This window comes from Microterricola gilva, from assembly GCF_004217495.1.
Taxonomy (GTDB): domain Bacteria; phylum Actinomycetota; class Actinomycetes; order Actinomycetales; family Microbacteriaceae; genus Microterricola; species Microterricola gilva.
In genome coordinates, this window is record NZ_SHLC01000001.1 from 1,129,179 (window position 1) to 1,151,656 (window position 22,478).

General features: G+C 67.9%; 21 protein-coding genes. 14 read left to right on the top strand and 7 right to left on the bottom strand.

The window, feature by feature from the left end; genetic code table 11:
- Positions 1-55 precede the first annotated feature (55 nt).
- Positions 56-1,423 carry an MFS transporter gene (locus EV379_RS05060; RefSeq protein WP_130505174.1) on the top strand — a complete coding sequence of 456 codons (1,368 nt, stop codon included), beginning with the start codon at positions 56-58 and terminating at the stop codon, positions 1,421-1,423.
- On the opposite strand, the gene EV379_RS05065 is transcribed toward EV379_RS05060, so the two are convergent.
- From EV379_RS05065 to EV379_RS05075, 3 genes are all read right to left on the bottom strand, one after another.
- Positions 1,420-2,613 carry a glycine C-acetyltransferase gene (locus tag EV379_RS05065; RefSeq protein WP_130505175.1) on the bottom strand — a complete coding sequence of 398 codons (1,194 nt, stop codon included), beginning with the start codon at positions 2,611-2,613 and terminating at the stop codon, positions 1,420-1,422. The two genes, EV379_RS05060 and EV379_RS05065, sit on opposite strands and share 4 nt — an antisense overlap.
- Before the next feature lies 1 nt (position 2,614).
- Positions 2,615-3,658 (bottom strand): L-threonine 3-dehydrogenase, encoded by a 1,044-nt coding sequence (gene tdh, locus EV379_RS05070; protein WP_130505176.1) that lies wholly within the window; start codon positions 3,656-3,658, stop codon positions 2,615-2,617.
- A gap of 91 nt (positions 3,659-3,749) precedes the next feature.
- A complete protein-coding gene (locus EV379_RS05075) occupies positions 3,750-4,364 on the bottom strand; it encodes a TIGR00645 family protein (protein WP_242616246.1) in 615 nt (204 codons plus the stop codon).
- Between the two features lie 325 nt (positions 4,365-4,689).
- On the opposite strand from EV379_RS05075, the gene EV379_RS05080 reads away from it, so the two are divergent.
- The 8 genes from EV379_RS05080 (at position 4,690) to EV379_RS05115 (ending at position 13,194) form a co-directional block, all read left to right on the top strand.
- Positions 4,690-5,712, top strand: coding sequence for a TerC family protein (locus tag EV379_RS05080; RefSeq protein ID WP_130507313.1), 1,023 nt, complete (start codon positions 4,690-4,692; stop codon positions 5,710-5,712).
- Between the two features lie 196 nt (positions 5,713-5,908).
- Positions 5,909-6,715: a PP2C family protein-serine/threonine phosphatase gene (locus EV379_RS05085; RefSeq protein ID WP_242616247.1), complete on the top strand. Its 807-nt coding sequence runs from the start codon at positions 5,909-5,911 to the stop codon at positions 6,713-6,715.
- A 115-nt stretch (positions 6,716-6,830) separates the two neighbouring features.
- The gene (gene leuC / locus EV379_RS05090; RefSeq protein WP_130505178.1) at positions 6,831-8,300 is read left to right on the top strand and encodes a 3-isopropylmalate dehydratase large subunit; all 1,470 of its coding nucleotides are present in this window, start codon (positions 6,831-6,833) and stop codon (positions 8,298-8,300) included.
- A 2-nt stretch (positions 8,301-8,302) separates the two neighbouring features.
- A complete protein-coding gene (gene leuD / locus EV379_RS05095) occupies positions 8,303-8,920 on the top strand; it encodes a 3-isopropylmalate dehydratase small subunit (protein ID WP_130505179.1) in 618 nt (205 codons plus the stop codon).
- A complete protein-coding gene (murA, locus tag EV379_RS05100) occupies positions 8,917-10,287 on the top strand; it encodes a UDP-N-acetylglucosamine 1-carboxyvinyltransferase (protein WP_130505180.1) in 1,371 nt (456 codons plus the stop codon). The genes leuD and murA overlap by 4 nt, the downstream gene beginning before the upstream one ends.
- A gap of 16 nt (positions 10,288-10,303) precedes the next feature.
- Entirely contained in the window at positions 10,304-11,071 is a 768-nt protein-coding gene (locus tag EV379_RS05105; RefSeq protein WP_130505181.1) for a lysophospholipid acyltransferase family protein, read from the top strand.
- Positions 11,061-12,203 (top strand): NAD(P)H-dependent glycerol-3-phosphate dehydrogenase, encoded by a 1,143-nt coding sequence (locus EV379_RS05110; RefSeq protein ID WP_242616248.1) that lies wholly within the window; start codon positions 11,061-11,063, stop codon positions 12,201-12,203. Before EV379_RS05105 ends, EV379_RS05110 begins: the two co-directional genes overlap by 11 nt.
- Complete coding sequence (locus EV379_RS05115; protein WP_130505183.1) at positions 12,106-13,194, top strand: D-alanine--D-alanine ligase family protein; 1,089 nt, start codon at positions 12,106-12,108, stop codon at positions 13,192-13,194. Before EV379_RS05110 ends, EV379_RS05115 begins: the two co-directional genes overlap by 98 nt.
- Positions 13,195-13,313: 119 nt before the next feature.
- Here EV379_RS05115 and EV379_RS05120 read toward each other — a convergent pair whose 3' ends face one another.
- Positions 13,314-13,811: a DUF3515 family protein gene (locus tag EV379_RS05120; protein WP_130505184.1), complete on the bottom strand. Its 498-nt coding sequence runs from the start codon at positions 13,809-13,811 to the stop codon at positions 13,314-13,316.
- 25 nt (positions 13,812-13,836) lie between these two features.
- On the opposite strand from EV379_RS05120, the gene thiL reads away from it, so the two are divergent.
- The gene (thiL, locus tag EV379_RS05125) at positions 13,837-14,868 is read left to right on the top strand and encodes a thiamine-phosphate kinase (protein ID WP_130505185.1); all 1,032 of its coding nucleotides are present in this window, start codon (positions 13,837-13,839) and stop codon (positions 14,866-14,868) included.
- Between the two features lie 3 nt (positions 14,869-14,871).
- Here thiL and EV379_RS17490 read toward each other — a convergent pair whose 3' ends face one another.
- Genes EV379_RS17490 through rsmD form a run of 3 tightly spaced genes read right to left on the bottom strand, consistent with a single transcriptional unit; the run spans position 14,872 to position 17,673 of the window.
- A complete protein-coding gene (locus EV379_RS17490; protein WP_130505186.1) occupies positions 14,872-15,597 on the bottom strand; it encodes a potassium channel family protein in 726 nt (241 codons plus the stop codon).
- Positions 15,594-17,030, bottom strand: a complete 1,437-nt coding sequence (locus EV379_RS05135) for an ATP-binding protein (protein WP_242616249.1) — start codon at positions 17,028-17,030, stop codon at positions 15,594-15,596. The genes EV379_RS17490 and EV379_RS05135 overlap by 4 nt, the downstream gene beginning before the upstream one ends.
- 58 nt (positions 17,031-17,088) lie before the next feature.
- Complete coding sequence (gene rsmD / locus EV379_RS05140) at positions 17,089-17,673, bottom strand: 16S rRNA (guanine(966)-N(2))-methyltransferase RsmD (protein WP_130505187.1); 585 nt, start codon at positions 17,671-17,673, stop codon at positions 17,089-17,091.
- A 52-nt stretch (positions 17,674-17,725) separates the two neighbouring features.
- On the opposite strand from rsmD, the gene EV379_RS05145 reads away from it, so the two are divergent.
- The 4 genes from EV379_RS05145 to EV379_RS05160 all read left to right on the top strand — a co-directional run bounded on the left by EV379_RS05145 (position 17,726) and on the right by EV379_RS05160 (position 22,379).
- Complete coding sequence (locus EV379_RS05145; RefSeq protein WP_242616250.1) at positions 17,726-18,505, top strand: tetratricopeptide repeat protein; 780 nt, start codon at positions 17,726-17,728, stop codon at positions 18,503-18,505.
- On the top strand, positions 18,502-20,754 hold the full coding sequence (locus tag EV379_RS05150; protein WP_130505188.1) for an ATP-dependent DNA helicase RecG: 2,253 nt from the start codon (positions 18,502-18,504) through the stop codon (positions 20,752-20,754). The genes EV379_RS05145 and EV379_RS05150 overlap by 4 nt, the downstream gene beginning before the upstream one ends.
- Before the next feature lie 63 nt (positions 20,755-20,817).
- The gene (coaD, locus tag EV379_RS05155) at positions 20,818-21,306 is read left to right on the top strand and encodes a pantetheine-phosphate adenylyltransferase (RefSeq protein ID WP_130505189.1); all 489 of its coding nucleotides are present in this window, start codon (positions 20,818-20,820) and stop codon (positions 21,304-21,306) included.
- Positions 21,307-21,404: 98 nt separating this feature from the next.
- Positions 21,405-22,379, top strand: a complete 975-nt coding sequence (locus EV379_RS05160; RefSeq protein WP_130507317.1) for an AAA family ATPase — start codon at positions 21,405-21,407, stop codon at positions 22,377-22,379.
- Positions 22,380-22,478 lie beyond the last annotated feature (99 nt).

Here is a 22,478-nt window from a genome sequence, read left to right on the forward strand (position 1 = left end):
GTCGGCGTCCGCTGGTAGCTTCGGATGCTATCGAGCGATGCGGCCGGAGGGGACGATGAGCACTGAGCGGGCGGGGCGGGGGCTCCCGCGGGCACTGCGTCCGTTCCGCGCGCCGCAGTACCGGATACTGGCCACAGCGCTCACCCTGTCGTTGCTCGGCTCCGGCATGTGGCTCGTCGCGATCGTCTGGCAGGTGATCGAGCTCGGAGGCGGTCCAGTGCAGCTCTCCCTGGTCGCGACAATGAGCGGGATCGGTCTCGTCTCCGTCGTGCTGATCGGTGGGGTCGTCGCCGACCGGGTCCCACAGAAATACACACTGCTCGTCGTCGAGGCGGCGAAGATCTTCGTCATCGGAGCCGTCGCCGCGCTGGCGCTGGCCGGCGGGCTCGAACTCTGGCACCTGGCGATCGCCGCCCTCATCATCGGCATCGGGGAGGGCTTCTTCTACCCGGCATACAGCGCAATGCTCCCGTCGATCCTGCCCGGCGACGATCTCCTGGCGGCAAACGGCTTCGAGGGCATGCTGCGCCCCGCCGCACTGCAGGCCGCCGGTCCGGCCCTGGCCAGCGCGGCGGTCGCCGCGGCATCCCCGGCTCTCGCCTTCGTGATCGTCGGTGTCCTGCAGCTCTTCGCGGTCGCCGCCCTCGTGGTGCTGCGCACCGTGCCGCTTCGCAGGGACCTCTCGCACGAGACCAGACACCCGGTGCGCGCAGCCATCGGCGACCTCGCCGAGGGCTTCCGGTACATGTTCACGACGCCGTGGCTGCTGGCGACGCTGCTGTTCGCGCTGGCGTTCATCCTCGTCGTCATCGGGCCCATCGACGTGCTCGCGCCGTTCGCCGTCAAGGACGCGGCGGGGGGAGGGCCGGCCGAGTATGCCATCGTGCTCGCCGCGTTCGGCGTCGGCAGCGTGATCGGCTCACTGCTGATCTCGTCGATGCGGATGCCGCGGCGCTACCTCACCGTCATGAACCTGGCGTGGGGTCTCGGCTGTCTGCCGCTCGTCGTGATCGGCTACACCAGCCACGTCTGGGTGATGGCGGTCGCGGTGTTCATCGTCGGCTTCTTCTTCTCGCTCGGCGGCGTGATCTGGGGAACGCTGCTGCAGCGCCGCGTGCCGCCGCACATGCTCGGGCGGGTGTCGAGCCTCGACTTCTTCGTGTCCCTCGCGCTCATGCCGATCTCGATGGCGCTGGCGGGTCCGGTCGGCGAGTCCATCGGGCTCGGGCCGACCTTCCTGATCGCCGGCGTGCTGCCTGCCGTGTTCGCGGCGATCGCGATCCTCTGGGCCAGGATGCCGCAGGACGAGATTGCGAACCCGCTCAGCAGCGACGACGACGATGACGCCGTCGCCGGGGCGCCCGATGTCGCGCCGTGGCTTCCAGGACCCCGCTTCGACGAGCGGGGCCTGGAAGACGCCTAGGAGGGCTGGGCCGGGCTCTCCGCAGCCCTGGCGCTCACGAACGCCGCGACGGCCTTCTCGATGTCGTCGCGGCTGTGCGCAGCACTCAGCTGTACCCGGATCCGCGCCGTCCCCTGCGGGACGACGGGGTAGCTGAATGCGATCACATACACGCCGTCGCCCAGCATGTGGTCCGCGATCCTGGCGGCCAGGGCGGCATCGCCGAACATGACGGGAACGATCGGGTGCTCGCCCGGAATCAGATCGAAGCCCTCCTCCGTCATCCGCGCCCGGAAGTGCGCGGCGTTCTGACGCAGCCGCTCCCTGTCATCCCCGCTGCCTGCGATCAGGTCGAGCGCGGCCAGCGTGCCGGCGACGACGGCCGGGGCGACCGTGTTCGAGAACAGGTACGGCCGCGCGCGCTGGCGCAGCAGTGCGACGAGTTCGGCGTGGGCCGCGACGTAACCGCCGGACGCCCCGCCGAGGGCCTTGCCGAACGTGCCGGTGTAGATGTCGACCCGATCGGAGACGCCGGCCAGCTCCGGGGTGCCCCGGCCGTGCTCGCCGACGAAGCCGACCGCGTGCGAGTCGTCGACCATCACGAGCGCGTCGTAGCGTTCGGCGAGGTCGCAGATCTCGGCCAGCGGAGCCAGCGAGCCGTCCATGGAGAACACGCCGTCGGTCACGATGACGCGCGTCCTGGCATCCGCGGACGCGACGAGCTGCGCCTCGAGCTCGACCATGTCGCGGTTGGCGTAACGTAGGCGCCTGGCCTTGCAGAGTCGGATGCCGTCGATGATCGACGCGTGGTTGAGCGAGTCGGAGATGATGGCGTCTTCCGCCCCGAAGAGTCCCTCGAAGACTCCGCCGTTCGCATCGAAGCAACTCGAGAACAGGATCGCGTCGTCGGTGCCGAGGAACTCGGAGACGCGCCGCTCCAGCTCGATGTGCAGATCCTGCGTGCCGCAGATGAAGCGAACACTCGCCAGGCCGAAGCCCCAGTCGTCCATCGCGGTCTTCGCCGCCCCGATGATGTCTGGGTGGTCGGCGAGCCCCAGGTAGTTGTTGGCGCAGAAGTTGAGCACGTCGCCGCCGTTGGCCGTGATGTGCGCGGACTGCGCCGAACTGATGCGCCGCTCGTGCTTGTACAGCCCGGCCGCCGCGATCTCGTCAAGGCTCTGCTGAGCCCGCTGTTTCATGGTTCCGTACATCTCAGACCTCACTCCAATCGAGCACGACCTTGCCGCCGTGTGCCTCCCGTGCCGCTGCGAAACCGGCCTCCCACTCTCGCGCGGGGAAGCGGTCGGTGATGACGGCCGAGAGTGCGCCGCGCAGCTCGCTGCTGGACTGCAGCATGGCGCTCATCGCGTTCCACGACTCGTACATCTCGCGGCCGTAGATCCCCTTGATCGTGAGCATGTGCGTCACGACCTTGGCCCAGTCGACATCGATCGGGGCGCTCGGCAGACCGAGCATTGCGACACGTCCGCCGTGGTTGAGGTTCTCGATCATCTCCGGCAGTGCGCCGGGGTGGCCGCTCATCTCGAAGCCGACGTCGAAGCCCTCGCGCATCCCGAGCTCCCGCTGCGCCTCGACGATCCGCCGCTCGGCGACGTTCACGGTGAGATCGGCGCCCATCTGCCTGGCCAGTTCGAGGCGGGGCTCTGAGACGTCGGTGACGACGATATAGCGGGCGCCGATGTGGCGCGCGACGGCCGCCGACATGAGCCCGATGGGCCCTGCACCGGTGATGAGCACGTCTTCGCCGACGAGCGGGAAGCTGAGTGCGGTGTGCACGGCGTTGCCGAACGGGTCGAAGATCGCGGCGACCTCGGGGGAGACGTCATCCGTGTGCACCCAGACGTTGCTCTCCGGGATCACCACGTACTCGGCGAATGCGCCGTCGCGGTTCACGCCGACGCTCACGGTGCGGATGCACATCTGCCTGCGCCCTGCGCGACAGTTGCGGCAGATGCCGCACACGATGTGGCCCTCTCCGGACACGCGGGCGCCGACCTGCACGTCGCGCACGTCTCGGCCGACCTCGACGACCTCGCCGTAGAACTCGTGGCCGGGGATGATGGGTGGCTTGATGGTGCTCGCCGCCCAGGCATCCCAACTCTCGATGTGCAGATCTGTTCCGCAGATGCCGGTTCGCAGCACGCGGATTTTTACTTCATGGTCGCCCGGTTGGGGTTCCGGCCGATCGGCCAGTTCCAGTCCGGGAGCGCCGTGTGGCTTGAATAGTGCCAGCACTGATACGCCTCTCGCTCGTCGATGAACGCGACGGCGATCTGCCGCCGATGGATGGTACAGAGGCGATGTTACCCCGGGTGACGGGGCCGGATCAGTCCGTTACGACGGCGTCGTCCAGCGTGTGGGCCTGCACGGCTTCGAGGTGCGCCTTGTGCGAGATCTTGTCGATCCAGGCCAGCGCCATGGCCGAGAGAATGAAGACACAGTGGATGACGACCTGCCAGAGCACGCCGTCCCAGGTGTAGCCGCCGTCGTAGTTCGGGGCGCCCATGTCGCCGACGGCGATGAAGGTCTTGAGCAGGTGGATCGAGGAGATGCCGATGATCGCCATGGCCAGCTTGACCTTCAGCACGTTGGCGTTCACGTGGCTGAGCCACTCCGGCTGGTCGGGGTGACCGTCGAGGTTGATCTTCGAGACGAAGGTCTCGTAGCCGCCGATGATGACCATGATCAGCAGGTTCGCGATCATGACGACGTCGATGAGGCCGAGGACGAGCAGCATCACGCCGGTCTCGGTCAGCGTCTCGAGGTGCGTGATGAGGTGCCACAGCTCGCGCATGAAGAGCACGACGTAGACACCCTGGGCGACGATGAGACCGAGGTAGAGGGGCGCCTGCAGCCAGCGGCTGAAGAAGATCGTGTAGCCGAGAGCTGTCGACGCCGGGCTCTTGCGGAATTGACGGGTCGGCGGCGTGACGATGCTCACTCGGGGCTCCAGCTCTGAGAATGGGGGGAGGGGGACGAGCGCGACGCTGCGCACAGAAATTCTAGGGGAATCGGCACAGCCGAAGCTGGGCGCGGCCCGCTCGGGGTGCCGCTGGTGCGGCGGCATCCGCTAGACTCGGCAACGCGAAGGGGAGTATCCCACCGGGCAGGAATGCCCATTTCGAATCCGTCAATACGAGCGCCGCAGTCGGTGCTCCGGGTTTGGGACGCGAGGAATCGGCCAGGCCGGATTTTCGTGGGGGAGAGACTTTCGAGTTTCGTGCTACCCACCGCAAGTGGCGAAGCACTCACTCCGAAAGGTCCCCGTGCAACTCGAGCTGCCCATCGCATTCGAAATCGGATCACTTGTCGTTCTGACGCTGATCCTCGTCGCCGATCTCCTGATCGTCTTCAAACGCCCCCACGTGCCCTCCATGAAAGAGGCGTCGCTCTGGGTGGGTTTCTACGTCTTCCTGGCCCTGGTTTTCGCAGGCCTCATGCTGCTCTTCGCCGGCGGCGAGTACGCCGGCCAGTTCCTGGCCGGTTGGCTCACCGAGTACAGCCTGTCGATCGACAATCTGTTCGTCTTCGTGATCATCATGGCCCGCTTCAGCGTGCCGCGGAAGTACCAGCAAGAAGTGCTGATGGTTGGCATCATCATCGCCCTCGTGCTGCGCGGAATCTTCATTCTGCTCGGCGCCCAGCTCATCGAGAGCTTCAGCTGGGTCTTCTACATCTTCGGTGCCTTCCTCCTCTTCACGGCCATCAAGCAGGCCTTCGGCAAGGAAGACGAGGGTGACGGAGAGAACGGCCTCATCCGGTGGCTGCGTCGCCGCGTCAAGATCAGTGACGACTTCGACGGTGCCAAGGTGCGCACCGTCATCGACGGCCGCAAAGTGCTCACCCCGATGATCATCGTCTTCATCGCGATCGGCACCACCGACCTGATCTTCGCCCTCGACTCGATCCCCGCGATCTTCGGCATCACCCAGAGCCCGTTCATCGTATTCACCGCGAACGTGTTCGCCCTGATGGGTCTGCGCCAGCTCTACTTCCTCCTCGGTGGCCTGCTTGAGCGCCTGGAGTACCTCAAGTACGGCATCGCGTTCATCTTGTTCTTCATCGGTGTGAAGCTCGTCTTCCACGCCATGCACACCAACGAGCTGCCGTTCATCAACGGCGGCCACGGCATCGAGTGGGCTCCGGAGATCGACACGTGGACATCGCTCGCCGTGATCATCGCCTCGATGGCGGTCGCGACGATCGCGAGCCTGATCAAGGCACGTGCGGATGCCAAGAAGCGCGGTCACACGCTGCTCGAAGAGGTCCCGCACTTCACCGAGGACTAGTCCGCAGCGCTGGGCAGCGTTGCGAGAACAGGCGGTTCCGAGCGAATTTCGCCGGATCCGCCTGTTTTCGGCATCACCCGGCCAGATCTGCCTGTTTGTGGTGCAGCGGGCGAGAGAGCGGGCGGGGCGCCCCGCGCTTTGGTAGCGTGGAGCGCCCCGTTCGTCGGGCAGCACCTTCGTCATCCGGGAGAAGCACGTGGCAACAGACCTGCCGAGCACCATCGCGCTGCCGAGCGGCACACTTGCGCTCGTCGTCGAGGCGCGCAGCGACGTCGGCCTCGTGCGCAAGGTGAACGAGGACTCGCTCCTCGCCGCACCGCCCGTCTTCCTGGTCGCCGACGGCATGGGCGGGCACGCGCGCGGCGACGCGGCCAGCCAGGTGGTCACCCGCGTCTTCACCGAGCACATCGTGCCCGGCGTCCTGACCACCCCGGAGCAGGTGCTCGACGCCATCCACTCGGCCAATGACGCCGTCCGAGATCTGAGCGAGGCCGGGGACTCTGGAACGGCGGTCGCCGGCACAACGCTGACCGGTGTCGCCCTCGTCGACGGCGACATCGAGAACGAGTATGGCTGGATGATCTTCAACGTCGGGGACTCCCGGGTGTACAGCTGGGACGGCCGCGTGCTCGAGCAGCAGAGTGTCGACCACTCCGCCGTGCAGGCGATGGTGGATGCCGGCCTCATCAGCGCAGAGGATGCGGAGCAGCACCCCGAACGCAACGTGATCACCCGCGCGCTCGGCGCCGAGGACACCGTCGACGTCGATGTCTGGCTGAGTTCACCGGTCGAGCACAGCACCTTCCTGATCTGTTCCGACGGGCTCACCAAAGAACTCGACCGCAGCGAGATCACGGCGATCTTCGCCAGACGCGAGGCGCGGGGAGACTTCGGCGGCATCGCCGACGAGCTCGTCGAGGCCGCCGTCGAGGCCGGCGGGCGCGACAATGTCTCTGTTGTCGTCGTGCGAACGGACGCCTTCACGCCGAGTGCTAGCCTGTAATTGTGTTGTACGGTCGACTTCTTCTGTGCCGCGACGAGTCCTAGAAACCCAGGCCTCCCTCGTCGCGGAGTTCGTCGTTGGCTGACCACCATTCATTGAGGAAGACGCTCACACAATGACCACAGAAACACGTTCTGCATCACGCCCGCGCACCCTGGCCGAGAAGGTCTGGGACGCCCACCTCGTGAAGAAGGGTGAGGACGGCACTCCCGACCTCATCTACATCGACCTGCACCTCGTTCACGAGGTCACCAGCCCGCAGGCATTCGACGGGCTGCGCATGGCCGGCCGGCAGCTCCGCCGCCCCGATCTGACGATCGCGACGGAGGACCACAACACGCCGACGCTCGCCATCGACAAGCCCATCGCCGATCTCACGAGCCGCACCCAGATCGAGACGCTCCGCCGCAACTGCGACGAGTTCGGTGTCCGCCTGCACTCGCTCGGCGACATCGAGCAGGGCATCGTGCACGTCGTCGGCCCCCAGCTCGGGCTCACGCAGCCGGGCATCACCGTGGTCTGCGGTGACTCGCACACCTCGACCCACGGCGCGTTCGGCGCCATGGCCTTCGGCATCGGCACGAGCGAGGTCGAGCACGTGATGGCGACGCAGACGTTGCCCCTCAAGCCGTTCAAGACGATGGCGATCACCGTCGAGGGCGAGCTTCGCCCCGGTGTTACAGCCAAGGACATCATCCTCGCCGTCATCGCCAAGATCGGCACAGGCGGAGGCCAGGGCTACGTGCTCGAGTACCGCGGAAGCGCCATCCGTGCGCTGTCGATGGACGGCCGCATGACGATCTGCAACATGTCGATCGAGGCCGGTGCCCGTGCGGGCATGGTTGCACCGGATGCCACGACCTACGAGTACCTGAAGGGCCGCGCCCACGCGCCATCCGGCCAGGACTGGGACGACGCCGTCGCATACTGGGACACCCTCGCCACTGATGACGGCGCCAGCTTCGACGCCGAGGTCGTCATCGACGCGAACACGCTCGAGCCGTTCGTCACCTGGGGCACCAACCCCGGCCAGGGCATCTCGCTGAGTGACACGGTCCCGAACCCGGCCGACTTCAGCGACGCCAACGAGCGCGCAGCCGCCGAGCGGGCACTGGAGTACATGGACCTGACCGCTGGCACTCCGCTCAAGGAGGTGGCCGTCGACGCCGTCTTCATGGGCTCGTGCACGAACAGCCGCATCGAAGACCTGCGCGCGTTCGCCAGCGTCATCCAGGGCAAGAAGAAGGCCGACGGCGTGCGCGTCATGGTCGTTCCCGGATCCGCCCGCGTGCGCATCGAGGCAGAGGCCGAGGGCCTCGACAAGATCATCACCGACTTCGGTGCCGAGTGGCGTTTCGCCGGCTGCTCGATGTGCCTCGGCATGAACCCGGACCAGCTGGCCCCGGGGGAGCGCTGCGCATCCACCTCGAACCGCAACTTCGAGGGCCGCCAGGGCAAGGGCGGTCGCACCCACCTGGTCTCCCCGCTCGTGGCAGCGGCAACCGCCATCCGCGGCACGCTGTCGAGCCCGTGGGACCTCGAGCACGGCACCGAGTCGCTGAACACAGAGGGAGAGGCGAAGTAGCCATGGAGAAGTTCACAACCGTCACGGGCGTCGCGGCTCCGCTGCGCCGCTCCAACGTCGACACCGACCAGATCATCCCCGCCGTCTTCCTCAAGCGCGTCACCAAGACTGGCTTCGACGACGCGCTCTTCTACGGCTGGCGTCAGGACCCGGAGTTCGTGCTCAACAAGCCCGAGTTCCAGGGCGCGCGCGTGCTGGTCGCCGGTGCCGATTTCGGCACGGGATCCTCGCGTGAGCACGCCGTGTGGGCGCTGCGCGACTTCGGCTTCGACGTGGTGCTGAGCCCGCGTTTCGGTGACATCTTCCGCGGGAACTCAGGCAAGCAGGGCCTGCTCGCCGCCCAGATCAGCGAGGAGGATGTCGAGAAGATCTGGGCAGCCATCGACGCGAACCCGGGAATAGAAGCGACCGTCGATCTGGTTGAGCGAACTGTCACCGTCGGTGATCTTCAGCTTCCGTTCGAGGTTGACGATTACACTCGGTGGCGGCTGCTCGAAGGTCTTGACGACATCGGGCTCACCCTGCGCGACGAAGCGTTGATTACAGAATTCGAGGCAACCCGCGAGAGCTGGTTGCCACAGACCCTCCCAGTGAGGCAGAACGTGCAGGCGGAAATTTGAACAGTCTCGGCGATGATGCAAAGAACCACGGCTCGGCCGTCGGTCTCTCCGTCGACAAGATCACCATCCACGGCGGCAAGCCGCTCGTGGGACGCATTGAGCTGAAGGGCGCGAAGAACCTCGTCACCAAGGCGATGGTTGCTGCGCTGCTGGGCGAGACGCCCAGCGTGCTCAAGGATGTTCCGAACATCAGCGACGTCCGCATTGTGCGCGGACTCCTTGAGGTGCACGGCGTCCACGTGAGCGAGGGCGAAGAAGAGGGCGAGCTCATCCTCGACCCGACCAACGTCGAGGTCGCCCACTTCGCGGCGATCGACGCGCACGCCGGTTCCAGCCGCATCCCGATCCTGTTCTGCGGGCCGCTGCTGCACCGCCTCGGCGAGGCATTCATCCCCGACCTCGGCGGATGCCGCATCGGCGACCGCCCGATCGACTTCCACCTCGACGTGCTGCGCACCTTCGGTGCCGTCGTCGAGAAGCTGCCGAGTGGCATCCGGATGTCGGCCCCGAACGGGCTGCACGGAGCCAAGGTCGAGCTGCCGTACCCGAGCGTCGGTGCCACCGAGCAGGTACTGCTGACCGCTGTGCGTGCTGAGGGCATCACCGAGCTCAAGGGCGCGGCCATCGAGCCCGAGATCATGGATCTCATCAACATCCTGCAGAAGATGGGCGCGACGATCACGGTCGACACCGACCGCGTCATCCGCATCGAGGGCGTCGAGCACCTCAGCGGGTACACGCACCGTTCGCTCTTCGACCGCAACGAGGCAGCCAGCTGGGCCGCCGCCGCGCTGGCAACCGAGGGTGACATCACCGTCGGCGGCGCGCGCCAGGCCGAGATGCTGACCTTCCTCAACGTCTACCGCAAGGTGGGCGGCCAGTTCGACATCCTCGACGACGGCATCCGCTTCTACCACCCAGGCGGCGAGCTCAACCCGGTCATCATCGAGACGGGCGTTCACCCCGGCTTCATGACCGACTGGCAGCAGCCGCTCGTCGTGGCGCTGACCAAGGCCAAGGGTGTCTCGATCGTCCACGAGACCGTCTACGAGCAGCGCTTCGGCTTCGTCGACGCACTGGTCGACATGGGCGCGACGATTCAGATCCACAAGGAGTGCCTCGGTGGTCAGGCCTGCCGTTTCGGGCAGCGCAACTTCAACCACTCCGCTGTGATCACCGGACCGACCGTTCTGAAGGGTGCCGACATCGAGGTTCCCGATCTGCGCGGCGGCTTCAGCCACCTCGTGGCCGCGTTGAGCGCGGACGGAACCTCGACGGTCAGCAACGTCGGAATCATCGCGCGCGGTTACGAGAACTTCCTCACCAAGCTCGAGATTCTCGGTGCAGACTTCGTTCTCGAAGACTGATCGCGATAATAGGGGAATGCCCGCACCAACACAGTCCGGACGCCGCGTGCGCTCGGAGAAGAGTCACCCGTCGATCTTCTGGATCTTCGCGCTGCTCGCCGTTCCGCTGATGAACCTCGCTGCCCGCTACGAGATTCGTGACGGGCACAAGATGCCTCGGCACGGCGCCTATGTGCTCGCGCCGAATCACTACAGCGAGATCGACCCCGTCGTCGTCGGCGTCGTCGCGTGGAAGCTGGGGCGTTACCCCCGCTTCCTCGCGAAGGCCTCCGTCTTCAAGGTTCCCGTGCTCGGCTGGGCGCTGCGTGTCTCGGGGCAGATCCCCGTCGACCGCCACGGCAACAAGTCGCACTCCGCGATTCGTGCCGCGGAGGAGCTCGTCGAAAAGGGACGCATGGTCGTCGTCTACCCGGAGGGCTCGCTGACCCGCGACCCCGATCTCTGGCCGATGCGCGGCAAGACCGGCGCCGTGCGCATCGCGCTTGAGCGCGGCATCCCCGTCATCCCCGTCGCGCACTGGGGCACCCAGCAGCTGATGGCCCGCTACTCGAAGAAGATCAGCCTCTTCCCGCGCAAGCACATTCTCGTCAAGGTCGGTGACCCCGTGAACCTAGACGCATTCAGAGACAAGCCTCTCGACACCGCATCCCTCAACCAGGCGACCGCCGTGGTGATGGATGCCATCACCGCACTGCTCGAAGATCTGCGCGGAGAGAAGGCTCCGGCCGAGCGTTGGAACCCCAGCGCCCACGACCAAAAGGAGACGGGTCGTTTTGACTCCTAGGGCCAAGACCGCAACCGTTCGACCGGGGACACGCGTCGCCGTGCTCGGAGCGGGAAGCTGGGGGACGACCTTCGCCAAGATCCTCGCCGACGGCGGGGCAGACGTCGTGCTGTGGGCGCGCCGGCCTGAGCTCGCACGCGAGATCCAGGAGGCCAAGCGCAACAGCGACTACCTGCCTGGCATCAACCTGCCGATCTCGCTCCGCGCGACCGCCAGGCTCGACCTGGCCCTCGCAGGCGCCGAGCAGGTGTTCGTCTCCGTTCCGAGCCAGTCGCTGCGGGAGAACCTGATCGCCGCCGAGCCGCACCTGGGCGCGAACGCGATCATCGTCTCCCTGATGAAGGGCGTCGAACGTTCGAGCGGGCTGCGCATGAGCGAGGTGATCGAGCAGGTCCTGCCGATCAGCCCGGACAACATTGCGGCGATCTCCGGCCCCAACCTCGCCCTCGAGATCGCGAAGCAGCAGCCGACGGCCGCCGTCGTCTCCTCGACGAGCCTCGAGACGGCCCAGGCCGTCGCGCTGCTCGCCCGCAACGACTACTTCCGTTCCTTCGTGAACACCGACGTCATCGGCACGGAGTTCGGTGGCGTGCTGAAGAACCTGATCGCCGTCGCCATCGGCATCGTCGACGGCGTCGGCTACGGCGAGAACACGAAGGCGTCGATCATCACGCGCGGGCTCGTCGAGATGACCGACTTCGCCGTGGCGTACGGTGCGCATCCGGAGACGCTCGCCGGCCTCGCCGGACTCGGCGACCTCATCGCCACCTGCCAGTCCCCGCTCTCGCGCAACAACACGGCCGGGCGTCTGCTCGGCCAGGGCTACAGCCAGAGCGACGTGGTCAAGCAGATGCAACAGACAACTGAGGGCCTGGCATCCGTCGGCCCCATTCTCGAACTGGCCAAGGCCAAGGGTGTCGAGATGCCGATCGTCGAGCAGGTGCGCCAGGTTCTGGCCGGCACGCTGAACCCGCGCGACATCGCACCGCACCTCACAACCGATTCGGACGAGCCGCAAGGCGAAAGGACTCTCGATGACGCACAAGCTCACGGTGGCGCTGCTCTTTGGGGGTCGGTCAAGCGAGCATTCGATCAGTTGCGCAACAGCGGGCGGGGTTCTCTCGGCGATTGACCGCGAGCGCTTCACCGTCATCCCGATCGGGATGACAAGCGATGGCGCGTTCACGCTGCAGCCGGATGACGCGGCCCTCTTCGCGCTGAACCCGGCAGCCATGCCGCACGTCGCAGACAACGGCACCCGCGTGCGCTGGCCGGAGAGCACCGCCTCGCGCGAGCTCAGCGTGGTCGAGGCCGACGGCACCGTGCGCTCGCTCGGCGCCGTCGACGTCGTGTTCCCGATCCTGCACGGACCCTTCGGTGAGGACGGCACGATCCAGGGCCTGCTCGAGCTGGCCGGTCTGCCGTTCGTCGGCTCCGGCGTTCTCGCGAGCGCCCTCGGCATGGACAAGCACTTCACCAAGACGGTGCTGCGCCAGGCCGGCATCGCCGTCGCGCCGTGGCAGACCGTCACCGCGCGCAGCTGGGCCACCGACCCCGCCGGCGTCGAGTCCGCCGTCACGGCGCTCGGCCTGCCCGTCTTCGTGAAGCCGGCGCGCGCCGGTTCGAGCGTCGGCGTCAGCAAGGTGTCATCGCTCGGTGGCCTCGCGGATGCCATGGCGACCGCGCTGGCCGAGGACGACAAGGTTCTCATCGAGGCCACGCTGATCGGCCGCGAGGTCGAGATCGGGGTGCTCGGAGGGCGGCCGGGCCAGGCTCCACGGGCATCCGTCGCCGGCGAGGTGATCGTCAGCGGCCGTGACTTCTACGACTTCGACGCCAAGTACCTCGACGCGCCAGGCATCGACCTCGTCTGCCCGGCTGAGCTCAGCGAGGCCGAGCTCGCCGAGATGGCCGAGCTCGCCGTGCGGACCTTCGAGGCCATCGGCTGTGCAGGCCTCGCCCGCGTCGACTTCTTCCTCACCGCGGATGGCTTCGTCGTCAACGAGATCAACACCATGCCCGGTTTCACGCCGATCTCGATGTTCCCCACCTGCTGGTTGAACTCCGGGCTCAGCTACCCCGAGCTGATCTCCGAACTGATCGAGCTCGCGCTGGCCGAGTAGCCGGCATCCGCACATAAGGACATAGCGCGTTTCCACGGAGCCTTCTCGCGAAGGCGTCCTTGGAAACGCGCTATTTCCTTGTATCCGGCGGGGGCGCGGGGCGCGACGGTGCGCGGCGCTCAGCCGGCTGGGAGCACGTCGCTGACGTCGATGCACCGGTTCTCGGCCGGGATCGTCGAGAGCGCACCGACGAGGTCGATCAGCGCGCTGGCCGACGCCTTGTCGTAGTCGACGATGACCTCGGTTGCCGGGGTGCGGCCGTAGGTGGTGAAGCGGAAGATCGGCTTGTTGCTGTCGTCGACGATCCAGTCGACGCCGCCCACCTCGACGCACTGCTGCGTCGTCGGTCCGGGCACCTCGACCCCGCAGCGCAGCAGGATCGTCGCCGGGTCGCCCCACGCGCCGGTGCCCTGGGCGTTCGTCTCGCGCAGCTTCTGCTCGCCGAGCGCCTCCGGCAGGCGCACGACGACCTCGGCGCAGCCGGGGTTCGCGGCGTCATCTGCCGGCTCGAGAGCCACGGCGGCCGTGCATCCGGACAGCGTCGCCGTCAACAGAGCGGCGCCGCCGACGACGCTCAGGGTGCGGATCAGGGAACGGGTCACGGTGCGGGAGATCATCGCTCTTCAGGCTACCGTGAGTTCTATGACGCACGCTGAACACCCCTCGCTCGACCCCGCAGGCCCCACCCTGGCCGAGCTCAGCGAGATCGCGGTGTTGCAGCGGATCTTCCCCCGCCTGCCAGAGTCGGATGCCACGCTCGTCGGGCCCGGCGATGACGCGGCCGTGATCGCCGCACCAGACGGCCGCTTCGTCGTGACGACCGACATGATGATCCACGGACCGGACTTCCGTCTCGCCTGGTCGCGGCCTAGGGACCTCGGCTGGAAGGCGGCCGCGACGAACCTCTCCGATGTCGCCGCGATGGGTGCCCGCCCGACCGCGCTCGTCGTGGCGATCGCCGCCCCGCAGAGCCTGCCGGTGAGCGTGATCGAGGGCATCGCCGATGGCCTCCGCGAGGCCTGCGCCGCGCTCGCACCCGGCTGCGGCGTCGTCGGAGGCGACCTCTCCGCCTCGGAGACGCTGACGATCGCCGTCACCGCGTTCGGCGACCTCGGCGGGCACGCCGCCGTGCTGCGCTCCGGCGCGCGCCCCGGTGACCTCGTCGCGATCGCGGAGGGCGGCAACACGCTCGGTGAGGCCGGCCGCGGCCTGGCGCTGCTGTTCACCAGGGGAGTGGACGCCGACGGCGCCCCGGATGCCGCGGCGGCGGCCGCGCTCCGCATCGAGCATCCGCGCCTGCTCGGCGCCCAGCTGCGCCCGGCCCCGCCCATCGCCGCCGGCGCACTCGCGGCGGCATCCGGGGCCACCGCCATGCTCGACGTCTCGGACGGCCTCGCCCTCGATGCCGCACGCATCGCCCTCGCGAGCGGCGTGCGGATCGACTTCGACTCCGCTGAACTCGGCGGGCACCCGGAGAGCGCACTCGGCGGGGGAGAGGACCACTCCCTGCTGGCCTGCTTCGCCGACGCTGTTGCGATCCCCGCGGCGTTTCGCGTGATCGGACGCGTGCACGCTCTCTCGGCCGGTGAGGCTGCCGGGATCACCGTGGACGGCGCTCCCCACGTGCTCGGCGGGTGGGACCCGTACCGAGGCTGGGACGGCCACGCCGGCTGAGCGTTACTGGGCCTCGTCTGACTGGGGCGGCACCGGGTGCTCGCGCAGCTCAACCGGCGGTTTGTGGCCGATGCGCTCGGAGAGATACGAGACGATGAGGGCACTCGACGTGCCGATGATCACGACGCCGCCGGCCATGAGGATGACGGCCAAGAACCGGCCGAGGCCCGTGACGGGGACGTAGTCCCCGTAGCCGACCGTCGCGATCGTGACGAAGGCCCACCAGATCGCTTCGCCGAAGGTCACGATCGTGGCGCCCTCCGCGCCGCGTTCAACCCGGAGCACGGTGATCGCGATCACGTAGACGAACATTCCGGCGTAGGAGGCGGCGATGGCGATCACCCGGGAACGCAGCGCATTGCCGCCGTTGCCCCCGAAGCCCGGTGCCGCATCGAGGTGGCGCAGCAGCGTGAACGGGCGCAGAATCGGCAGAACGGCGGAGAAGAAATCGACCCGGTGCGCCGCGAGGAAGCCGCGCCGTTCCGCGGGCGCGGTGAGCGCGATCCGCACGATCGGGTCGATGATGAAGGCCAGCCAGGCCACGCCCATGATCACGAGGATGGTGATCTCCTCCTCACGTGGGCGATCCGGGGTGATCGCCAACAGGCTGTACGCGACGAGAAAGCCGATCGACAACGCGATGAGGGGCCAGCGCGTCGCACGCTCCCATCGGGCGCGAACGGCCTCGCGACGCTCGGCCCGCTTGGGGTGATGTGCGGCAGCAGTCATCGCGCACTCTCGGCGTCGCGCAGCGGAACCCGCACGTCGGCACCGCCCTCTTTGGTCAACCGCGTGCGCATCGTCGCCAGGGTCGGCGCAGGAACGAACCCGCCGGCGAAGAAGGCTTCGCCCTGGCGGAAGCCGGTCGATCTGGCGAGCATGGAGCTGGGCGCATAGCCGAAGCGGGTGGCGAGTTCGGCGAGGTCAGCAGGCGAACTCATCCGCATCACGGCGACGTTGTCGCACTGCGAGAGGATGCCGGATGCGATCTTCGACGGTCGCTGGGTCGAGAGCAGCAGCCACAGGCCGTACTTGCGCCCCTCCGCCGCAATCTGGGTGAGGCGTTCACGCACGGCGACGAACAACGGGCCCCCGTGCTCCGGCGAGCAGAGATTGTGGGCCTCGTCGATGACGATCAGGATCGGCCGCCGTGACTCGCGCTTCGCCCAGAGGTCATCGAGCACGGCGAGTGCGACGACGAGGTACTCATCCGGGTGGGCGAAGCCACCGAGGTCGAGCACCGTGGCATCCGGGCGTTGCTCGATGACGTCGGTCACCGCTTCGCGTTGAAGGGCCCACACCTCCCACTCGATCAGCCGGAGGTTCTCGATCCGCGCGGCCAGAGCCCGGGCGGCAGGGTTCTCGCTCTTCATCAGCTGCGGGATGATGAGCTCGGGTCCCTGGCTCCCGATCGTCTCCTCAAGGTGCAGCAACTCGTTGTACTCCGCCCTGTCCGCCAGAGGATCGAGGCGCAGAACGGCGGCCTTCGACGGCATCGACAACTCGGTGAAACGCACACGCAGCGGGGTGGGGGACTCCTCGTCCGGGCGCAGCACGCGGATGTCCCTGTGGCCGAGCAGGCCGGCCTCCGCCGCGGCGCCAGGCGCCAGGCCGTGCTGGCTGAGTTCGCCAAGACGCACGAAGTCGGCATTGGGGTCGAAGATCACCATCGGCAGGCTGGTGTTGATCAGGAGCTGCTCGATGAGCACGCCGAGCGCGTAGGTCTTGCCTGAGCCACTCTGCCCGCACCAGAAGGTGTGCCGATTGAAGCGGTGGGGAATGAGGCGCGCGGCGACGGACGCCTCCCCGAGAACCGTCCCGACGCTCAGCGTTGCCCCGGTTCCGTCGTAGACGAGCTCGATCGTGGCCGCATCGGCCTCGACCATCGTCGCGACGTCGAACGGCACGGTTCCGGTGATGTCGATCGCGCCATCGCTGATCAGCCCGAGAATCGTTCCCTCGCCGCGAACGGAGCCGTCCTCCGCGGCCTCGAGTTGGTCGATCTGACCGAGCTGTGTTCTCCCATCACGCTCGGCGAGCGTCACGAAGTCCCCGTGATCGGCCGCACCCCCGATTGCACCCACAAATCGAAATCGGCGCCCGTCCAGCGAGTGGGCGGCGGGGGCCTGAGTGCTCTGGTTCGCGGTGTCTGTGCTGATCACGCTCAGAGTCTTCCACAGCGGCGTGGGTGAACGATAGATCCCACACGGGGCGGGCGGATCAGGCTCCTGGCTGCTCCGCAACCGTGTGTGCCCACCAGAGCGTCGTGTCGCCGTAGTCCTTGCGGCGGTCGAGTTCGAGACCGCTCGGCCACTCCGGCTCAGGGGAACGTGAGCTGCGCTCGACCATCACGACAGCCTCCTCGTGCAACCGCGGTGCGAGCGCGCGCAGATTCTCCGCGAGCTCCTCGGCGCTGAGCTCATAGGGCGGATCGATGAAGACCAGGTCGAAGCCTGCACTCGTTCCGTCGAGGAAACCCTGAACGCTCTGCCCGCTCACCGTGATCTGCGGCGCGCCGGTGCGGGGCGCGGCCTTCGCGACCGCCGCGGCGTTCGCCCGGCAGAGCGCAGCGGCCTGCGGGTTCTTCTCGACCAGCGTCACCACGCGGGCACCGCGGCTGGCCGCCTCCAGCCCGAGCGCTCCGGAGCCGGCGTAGAGGTCGAGCACGCGCAGCCCGGCGATGGCGTCGCGGGCGTCGAGCGCCGAGAAGATCGCCTCGCGCACGCGGTCGCTGGTCGGGCGGGTGCCGTTCTTGGGCACTCGCAGGGTGAGCGAGCCGGCGAAGCCGGAAACTATTCGTGTCATTGTGCTTCGAGCCTAGCCCGCACACGGGGGCCATCTCTGGGAAGATGGGAGTGTGTCAGATCTCACCGCGTCACCGAAGACCATTGACCAGACGGTCCTGGATCAGCTGTGGAATTTCACCGACCCGCAGCTCTCCGCCGAGCGGTTCCGACATGCCAGCGACGACAGCGAGTACAGCGACGAGGCCAGGGCCGAACTCGCCACCCAACTCGCGCGGGCGCTCGGGCTCTCCGGCCAGTACGACGACGGTGATGCCGTGCTCAACGCGATCGAGAGCGACAGCCCGATCGTCGCAGCGCGCATCGCCCTGGAGCGCGGCCGCCTGCGCGTGGCCGAGGGTGTTCCGGAGGAGGCGGTCCCGCTCTTCACCAAGGCCGCCCGCGATGCGGCGGCCGGTGGGGTCACCTTCCTCGTGCTGGATGCCCTGCACATGCTGGCGCTGACGGATGTCGGCCAGGAGGAGCAGTGGGCGGCGGACGGCCTGGAGTTGCTCGCCACCGCCAGCCAGACGCGCACCCAGCGCTGGGGAGTCGCACTGAACAACAACCTGGCCTGGTACCTGCACGACAACGGACGCGCGGAGGAGGCGCTGCCCTACTTCGAGCGCGCGCTCGACTTCGCGAAGGCCGTCGGAACCTCGGAGCAGCGCTTCATCGCCCGGTGGGCAATCGCGCGCTGCCTGCGCACCCTCGGCCGCACGGACGAGGCGCTGGAGCTGCAGCGTGTGCTCGCCATCCAACGACCGGACGACCGATACGTCGCGGCCGAGATTGCTGCGCTCGAGGCAGAACAGTCCGGCGTGTCGGAGACTGAGCCTACGATCGAAGAATGACCGAGCAGCACGACCCTCTGGCACGAGAGCAGGCCGCACTGGATGCGCGCGCCGCGCTGCCCATTGCGCCGGGGTTGGCATCGCTCGATGACAAGATCGCCGGTGTGCTCGGCGGGCGCACGGCATCCGCACTGCAGAAGGCATTCGGCATGGTCACGATGGCCGATCTGCTCGCGCACTACCCGCGGCGCTACGCCAAACGCGGAGAGCTGACGGCGCTCAGCGACCTCCCGCTCGGCGAGAACGTGACGATCGTCGGTCAGGTCACGGAGGCCCGCGAGCGCTCGATGAAGACGCGGCGTGGCTCGATCGTCGAGATCACGATCAGTGACGGCACCGCGTTCGTCAAGCTCACCTTCTTCAACCAGAAGTGGCGGCTCGAGACCCTGCGGCCCGGTGTCCGCGGGATCTTCTCCGGCAAGATCACCGACTACAAGGGCAGCCTGCAACTCGCGCACCCACACTTCGCGCCGTTCGAAACCGACCTCGACGACGATCCGTTCGGCATCGACAGCGGCGATGAGGCCAAGCGCTGGTCGGAGACGCCCATCCCGATCTACCCGGCGACCAACCAGGTGACGAGCGCGGAGATCGCGTCGATCATGCGTACAGCCCTCGACGCGATCGGCTTCATCCCCGACCCCGTTCCCGCCGAACTCCGCCGCGAGAAGTCGCTGCTCGAGCAGGCCAGGGCGCTCGAGGCGATCCACCGGCCGGAGAGGGATGGCGACTGGCTCGGCGCCAGGCGCACCCTGCGCTTCACGGAGGCGTTCGTGCTGCAGGCGGCCCTGCTGCAGAAGCGGGCGCGCTCGCGCACGGAGCCCGCGACACCACGCGTGCCGAAGCCAGGCGGCCTGCTCGAACGTTTCGACGCCGCGCTGCCGTTCCGGCTGACGGGTGATCAGGACACCGTCGGTGCCGAGATCGCACGCGACCTCGCCGCCAGCTCCCCGATGAACCGACTGGTGCAGGGCGAAGTCGGCTCAGGCAAGACGATCGTGGCGCTGCGGGCGATGCTCGCCGTCGCCGACTCCGGCGGGCAGTCGGCGCTGCTCGCACCGACGGAGGTGCTGGCCTCCCAGCATCTCCGCTCGATCGTGCGCGCGCTCGGTCCCGATCTGGCCGCCGAGCTGGTGCCGACGCTGCTCACCGGCCAGCAGGGCGCGGCCGAACGGCGCAAGGCGACGTTGCGGGCGGTCTCCGGCCAGGCGCGCATCGTCGTCGGCACCCATGCGCTCATCTCGGACTCCGTCGAGTTCTACGACCTCGGCCTGGTCGTCGTCGACGAGCAGCACCGTTTCGGCGTGGACCAGCGGGATGCCTTGCGGCTGAAGGGCCGCCAACCGCACGTGCTCGTGCTCACCGCCACCCCGATCCCGCGCACCGTGGCGATGACGGTGTTCGGCGATCTCGACGTGAGCGTGATCGCGGAGCTGCCGGCCGGGAGGCCCGGCATCGAGAGCTTCATCGTGCCGCTGGCGATCAAACCGGCGTGGGAGGGCCAGATCTGGCGGCGCCTCACCGAGGAACTCGCGCTCGGCAGGCAGGGTTTCGTCGTCTGCCCGGCGATCGAACCCAAGCAGATCGAAGAGGGCGAGGAGCTGGAGAGTGACGCCGACGCCGGCTCGGCCGCGCCGTTGGCGAGCGTCGTGAACGTGCTGGCCGCACTCCGTGCGCTGCCGAGCCTGCAGGGGCGGCGCATCGAGCCGCTGCACGGCAGGATGAGCGGCGAGGAGAAGGAGGCGACGATGATCGCCTTCGCCGCAGGCGAGATCGATGTGCTGGTCGCGACCACGGTGATCGAGGTCGGCGTCGATGTGCCGAACGCCTCGATGATGGTCGTGCTGGATGCCGATCGCTTCGGTGTCTCGCAGCTGCACCAGCTGCGCGGACGCGTGGGGCGCGGCGGCGTCCCCGGGCTCTGCCTGCTCGTGACCCGAGCGGTCCCTGAGAGCGTCGGACTGGCGCGCGTCGAGGCGGTCGCGGCCACCCTCGACGGCTTCGAGCTCGCCCAGGTCGACCTCGAACTGCGCCGAGAGGGCAACGTGCTCGGCGGCATGCAATCCGGCGGACACTCCTCGCTGCGCCTGCTGCGGGTGGCCTTCGACGGGGAGCTGATCCTCGACGCGAGGCGGGCCGTCGAGGGCATCATCGACGAGGACCCTGAGCTGCGCGAACACCACGGGCTGGCCGACGCGGTCGCGCGCCGACTCGACGAGGCGAGCCGGGAGTTCTTGAGCAAGAACTGAGTCCATCCTCCCCATTCCTCCGCTCACCTTGTATGCCGCACTTCACGCGCTAGTGTGAGTTCTATGCGCAGGATCGCCGTCGTCCCTGGTTCCTTTGACCCCGTCACCCTCGGGCACCTCGACGTCATCGAGCGTGCGGCAGGACTCTACGATGAACTGCACGTTCTCGTCGTGCACAACCCGGACAAGTCGGCACTGTTGCCGATCGCCCAGCGCGTCTCGCTGATCGAACTGGCCGTGGCCGAATCCTTCGAGGCCGACAACGTCGTCGTCGCCTCCTGGACGGTCGGACTCCTCGTCGACTACTGCACGGAGGTGGGCGCCTCGGTGCTCGTCAAGGGAATCCGCTCTCAGATCGACGTCGCCTACGAGACACCGATGGCGATCGTCAACCGCCACCTCGCGGGGGTTGAGACGGTGTTCCTGCTGCCCAACCCCGCCCACGGCCACGTGTCGAGCTCGTTGGTGCGCCAGGTCTCCGCCCTCGGCGGCGACGTGTCGCCGTACGTGCCGGCCGTCGTGTCCGAGTATCTGCAGAGGAGCCCGCAATGACCGGACTGCCGACCGAGATCACCACGACGGCCGAGAGCGCGCCGCAACAGGGCAAACGCGCGACGGCCCCATCCGCCGCCACGGATGCCGCGGTCGGCATGCCCGTGCTGGAACTCGCGTCGCTGGCCGCGCAGATCATGGCGAATGTGGAGTCCGTCATCGACGGCAAGCACACGGCGGTGCGCACCGCCCTGACCGTGTTGCTGGCCGAGGGGCACCTCCTGATCGAAGACGTTCCCGGTGTCGGCAAGACGATGCTGGCCAAGGCGCTCGCCGCCTCCGTCGATGCCTCGGTCAGCCGCATCCAGTTCACCCCCGATCTGCTTCCGAGTGACGTGACGGGCGTCTCGGTCTTCAACCAGGCCGAGCGTCGCTTCGAGTTCAAACCCGGTGCCGTGTTCGCCAACATCGTCATCGGCGATGAGATCAACCGCGCCAGCCCGAAGACCCAGTCGGCGTTGCTCGAGTGCATGGAGGAACGCCAGGTCACCGTCGACGGCACCACCTACCCGCTCGCACGCCCGTTCACCGTCGTCGCGACGCAGAACCCGATCGAGATGGAGGGGACATACGCCCTCCCCGAGGCGCAGCGGGACCGGTTCATGGCCCGCATCTCCATGGGCTACCCCGATCCGGAGAGCGAGCTGGCGATGCTCGACGCCCGCGACACCTCCAGCCCGCTCGGCCGGATCAGCGCGGTCGTGACCGAGTCGCAGTTGCGTGCCATGATGCAGGCAGCCCGTGCCGTCTACGCCTCGGCCGGTGTCAAGGAGTACGCCGTGAGCATCGCACGGGCCACCCGTGATGACCGTGATCTCCGCCTCGGTGCCAGCCCCCGTGCGACGCTCCAGCTGGTGCGCGCCGCGAAGGCGCACGCGGCGCTGCAGGGCAGGGACTTCGTGCTGCCCGATGACATCGACGAGCTCGTGGTCGCCGTCTTCGGGCACCGGCTGGTGCCGACGAGCCGCGCGCTCGGGCACCACCACCAGGAGAGCGCCCCGCTGATCGAAGAGGTCGTCAGGCGCATCGTCGCGGCGACCCCGGTTCCGCTCGGCTCGGCGCAGCGGGTCTAGGCACCGGGCCAGGGCGCGACAGGCAGGGGAGGCGCACACGATGAGCGCGGTGGTCGCTTCGACAGCTCGACGAGACTGGTGGCCTCGCCTCAGCCGCCG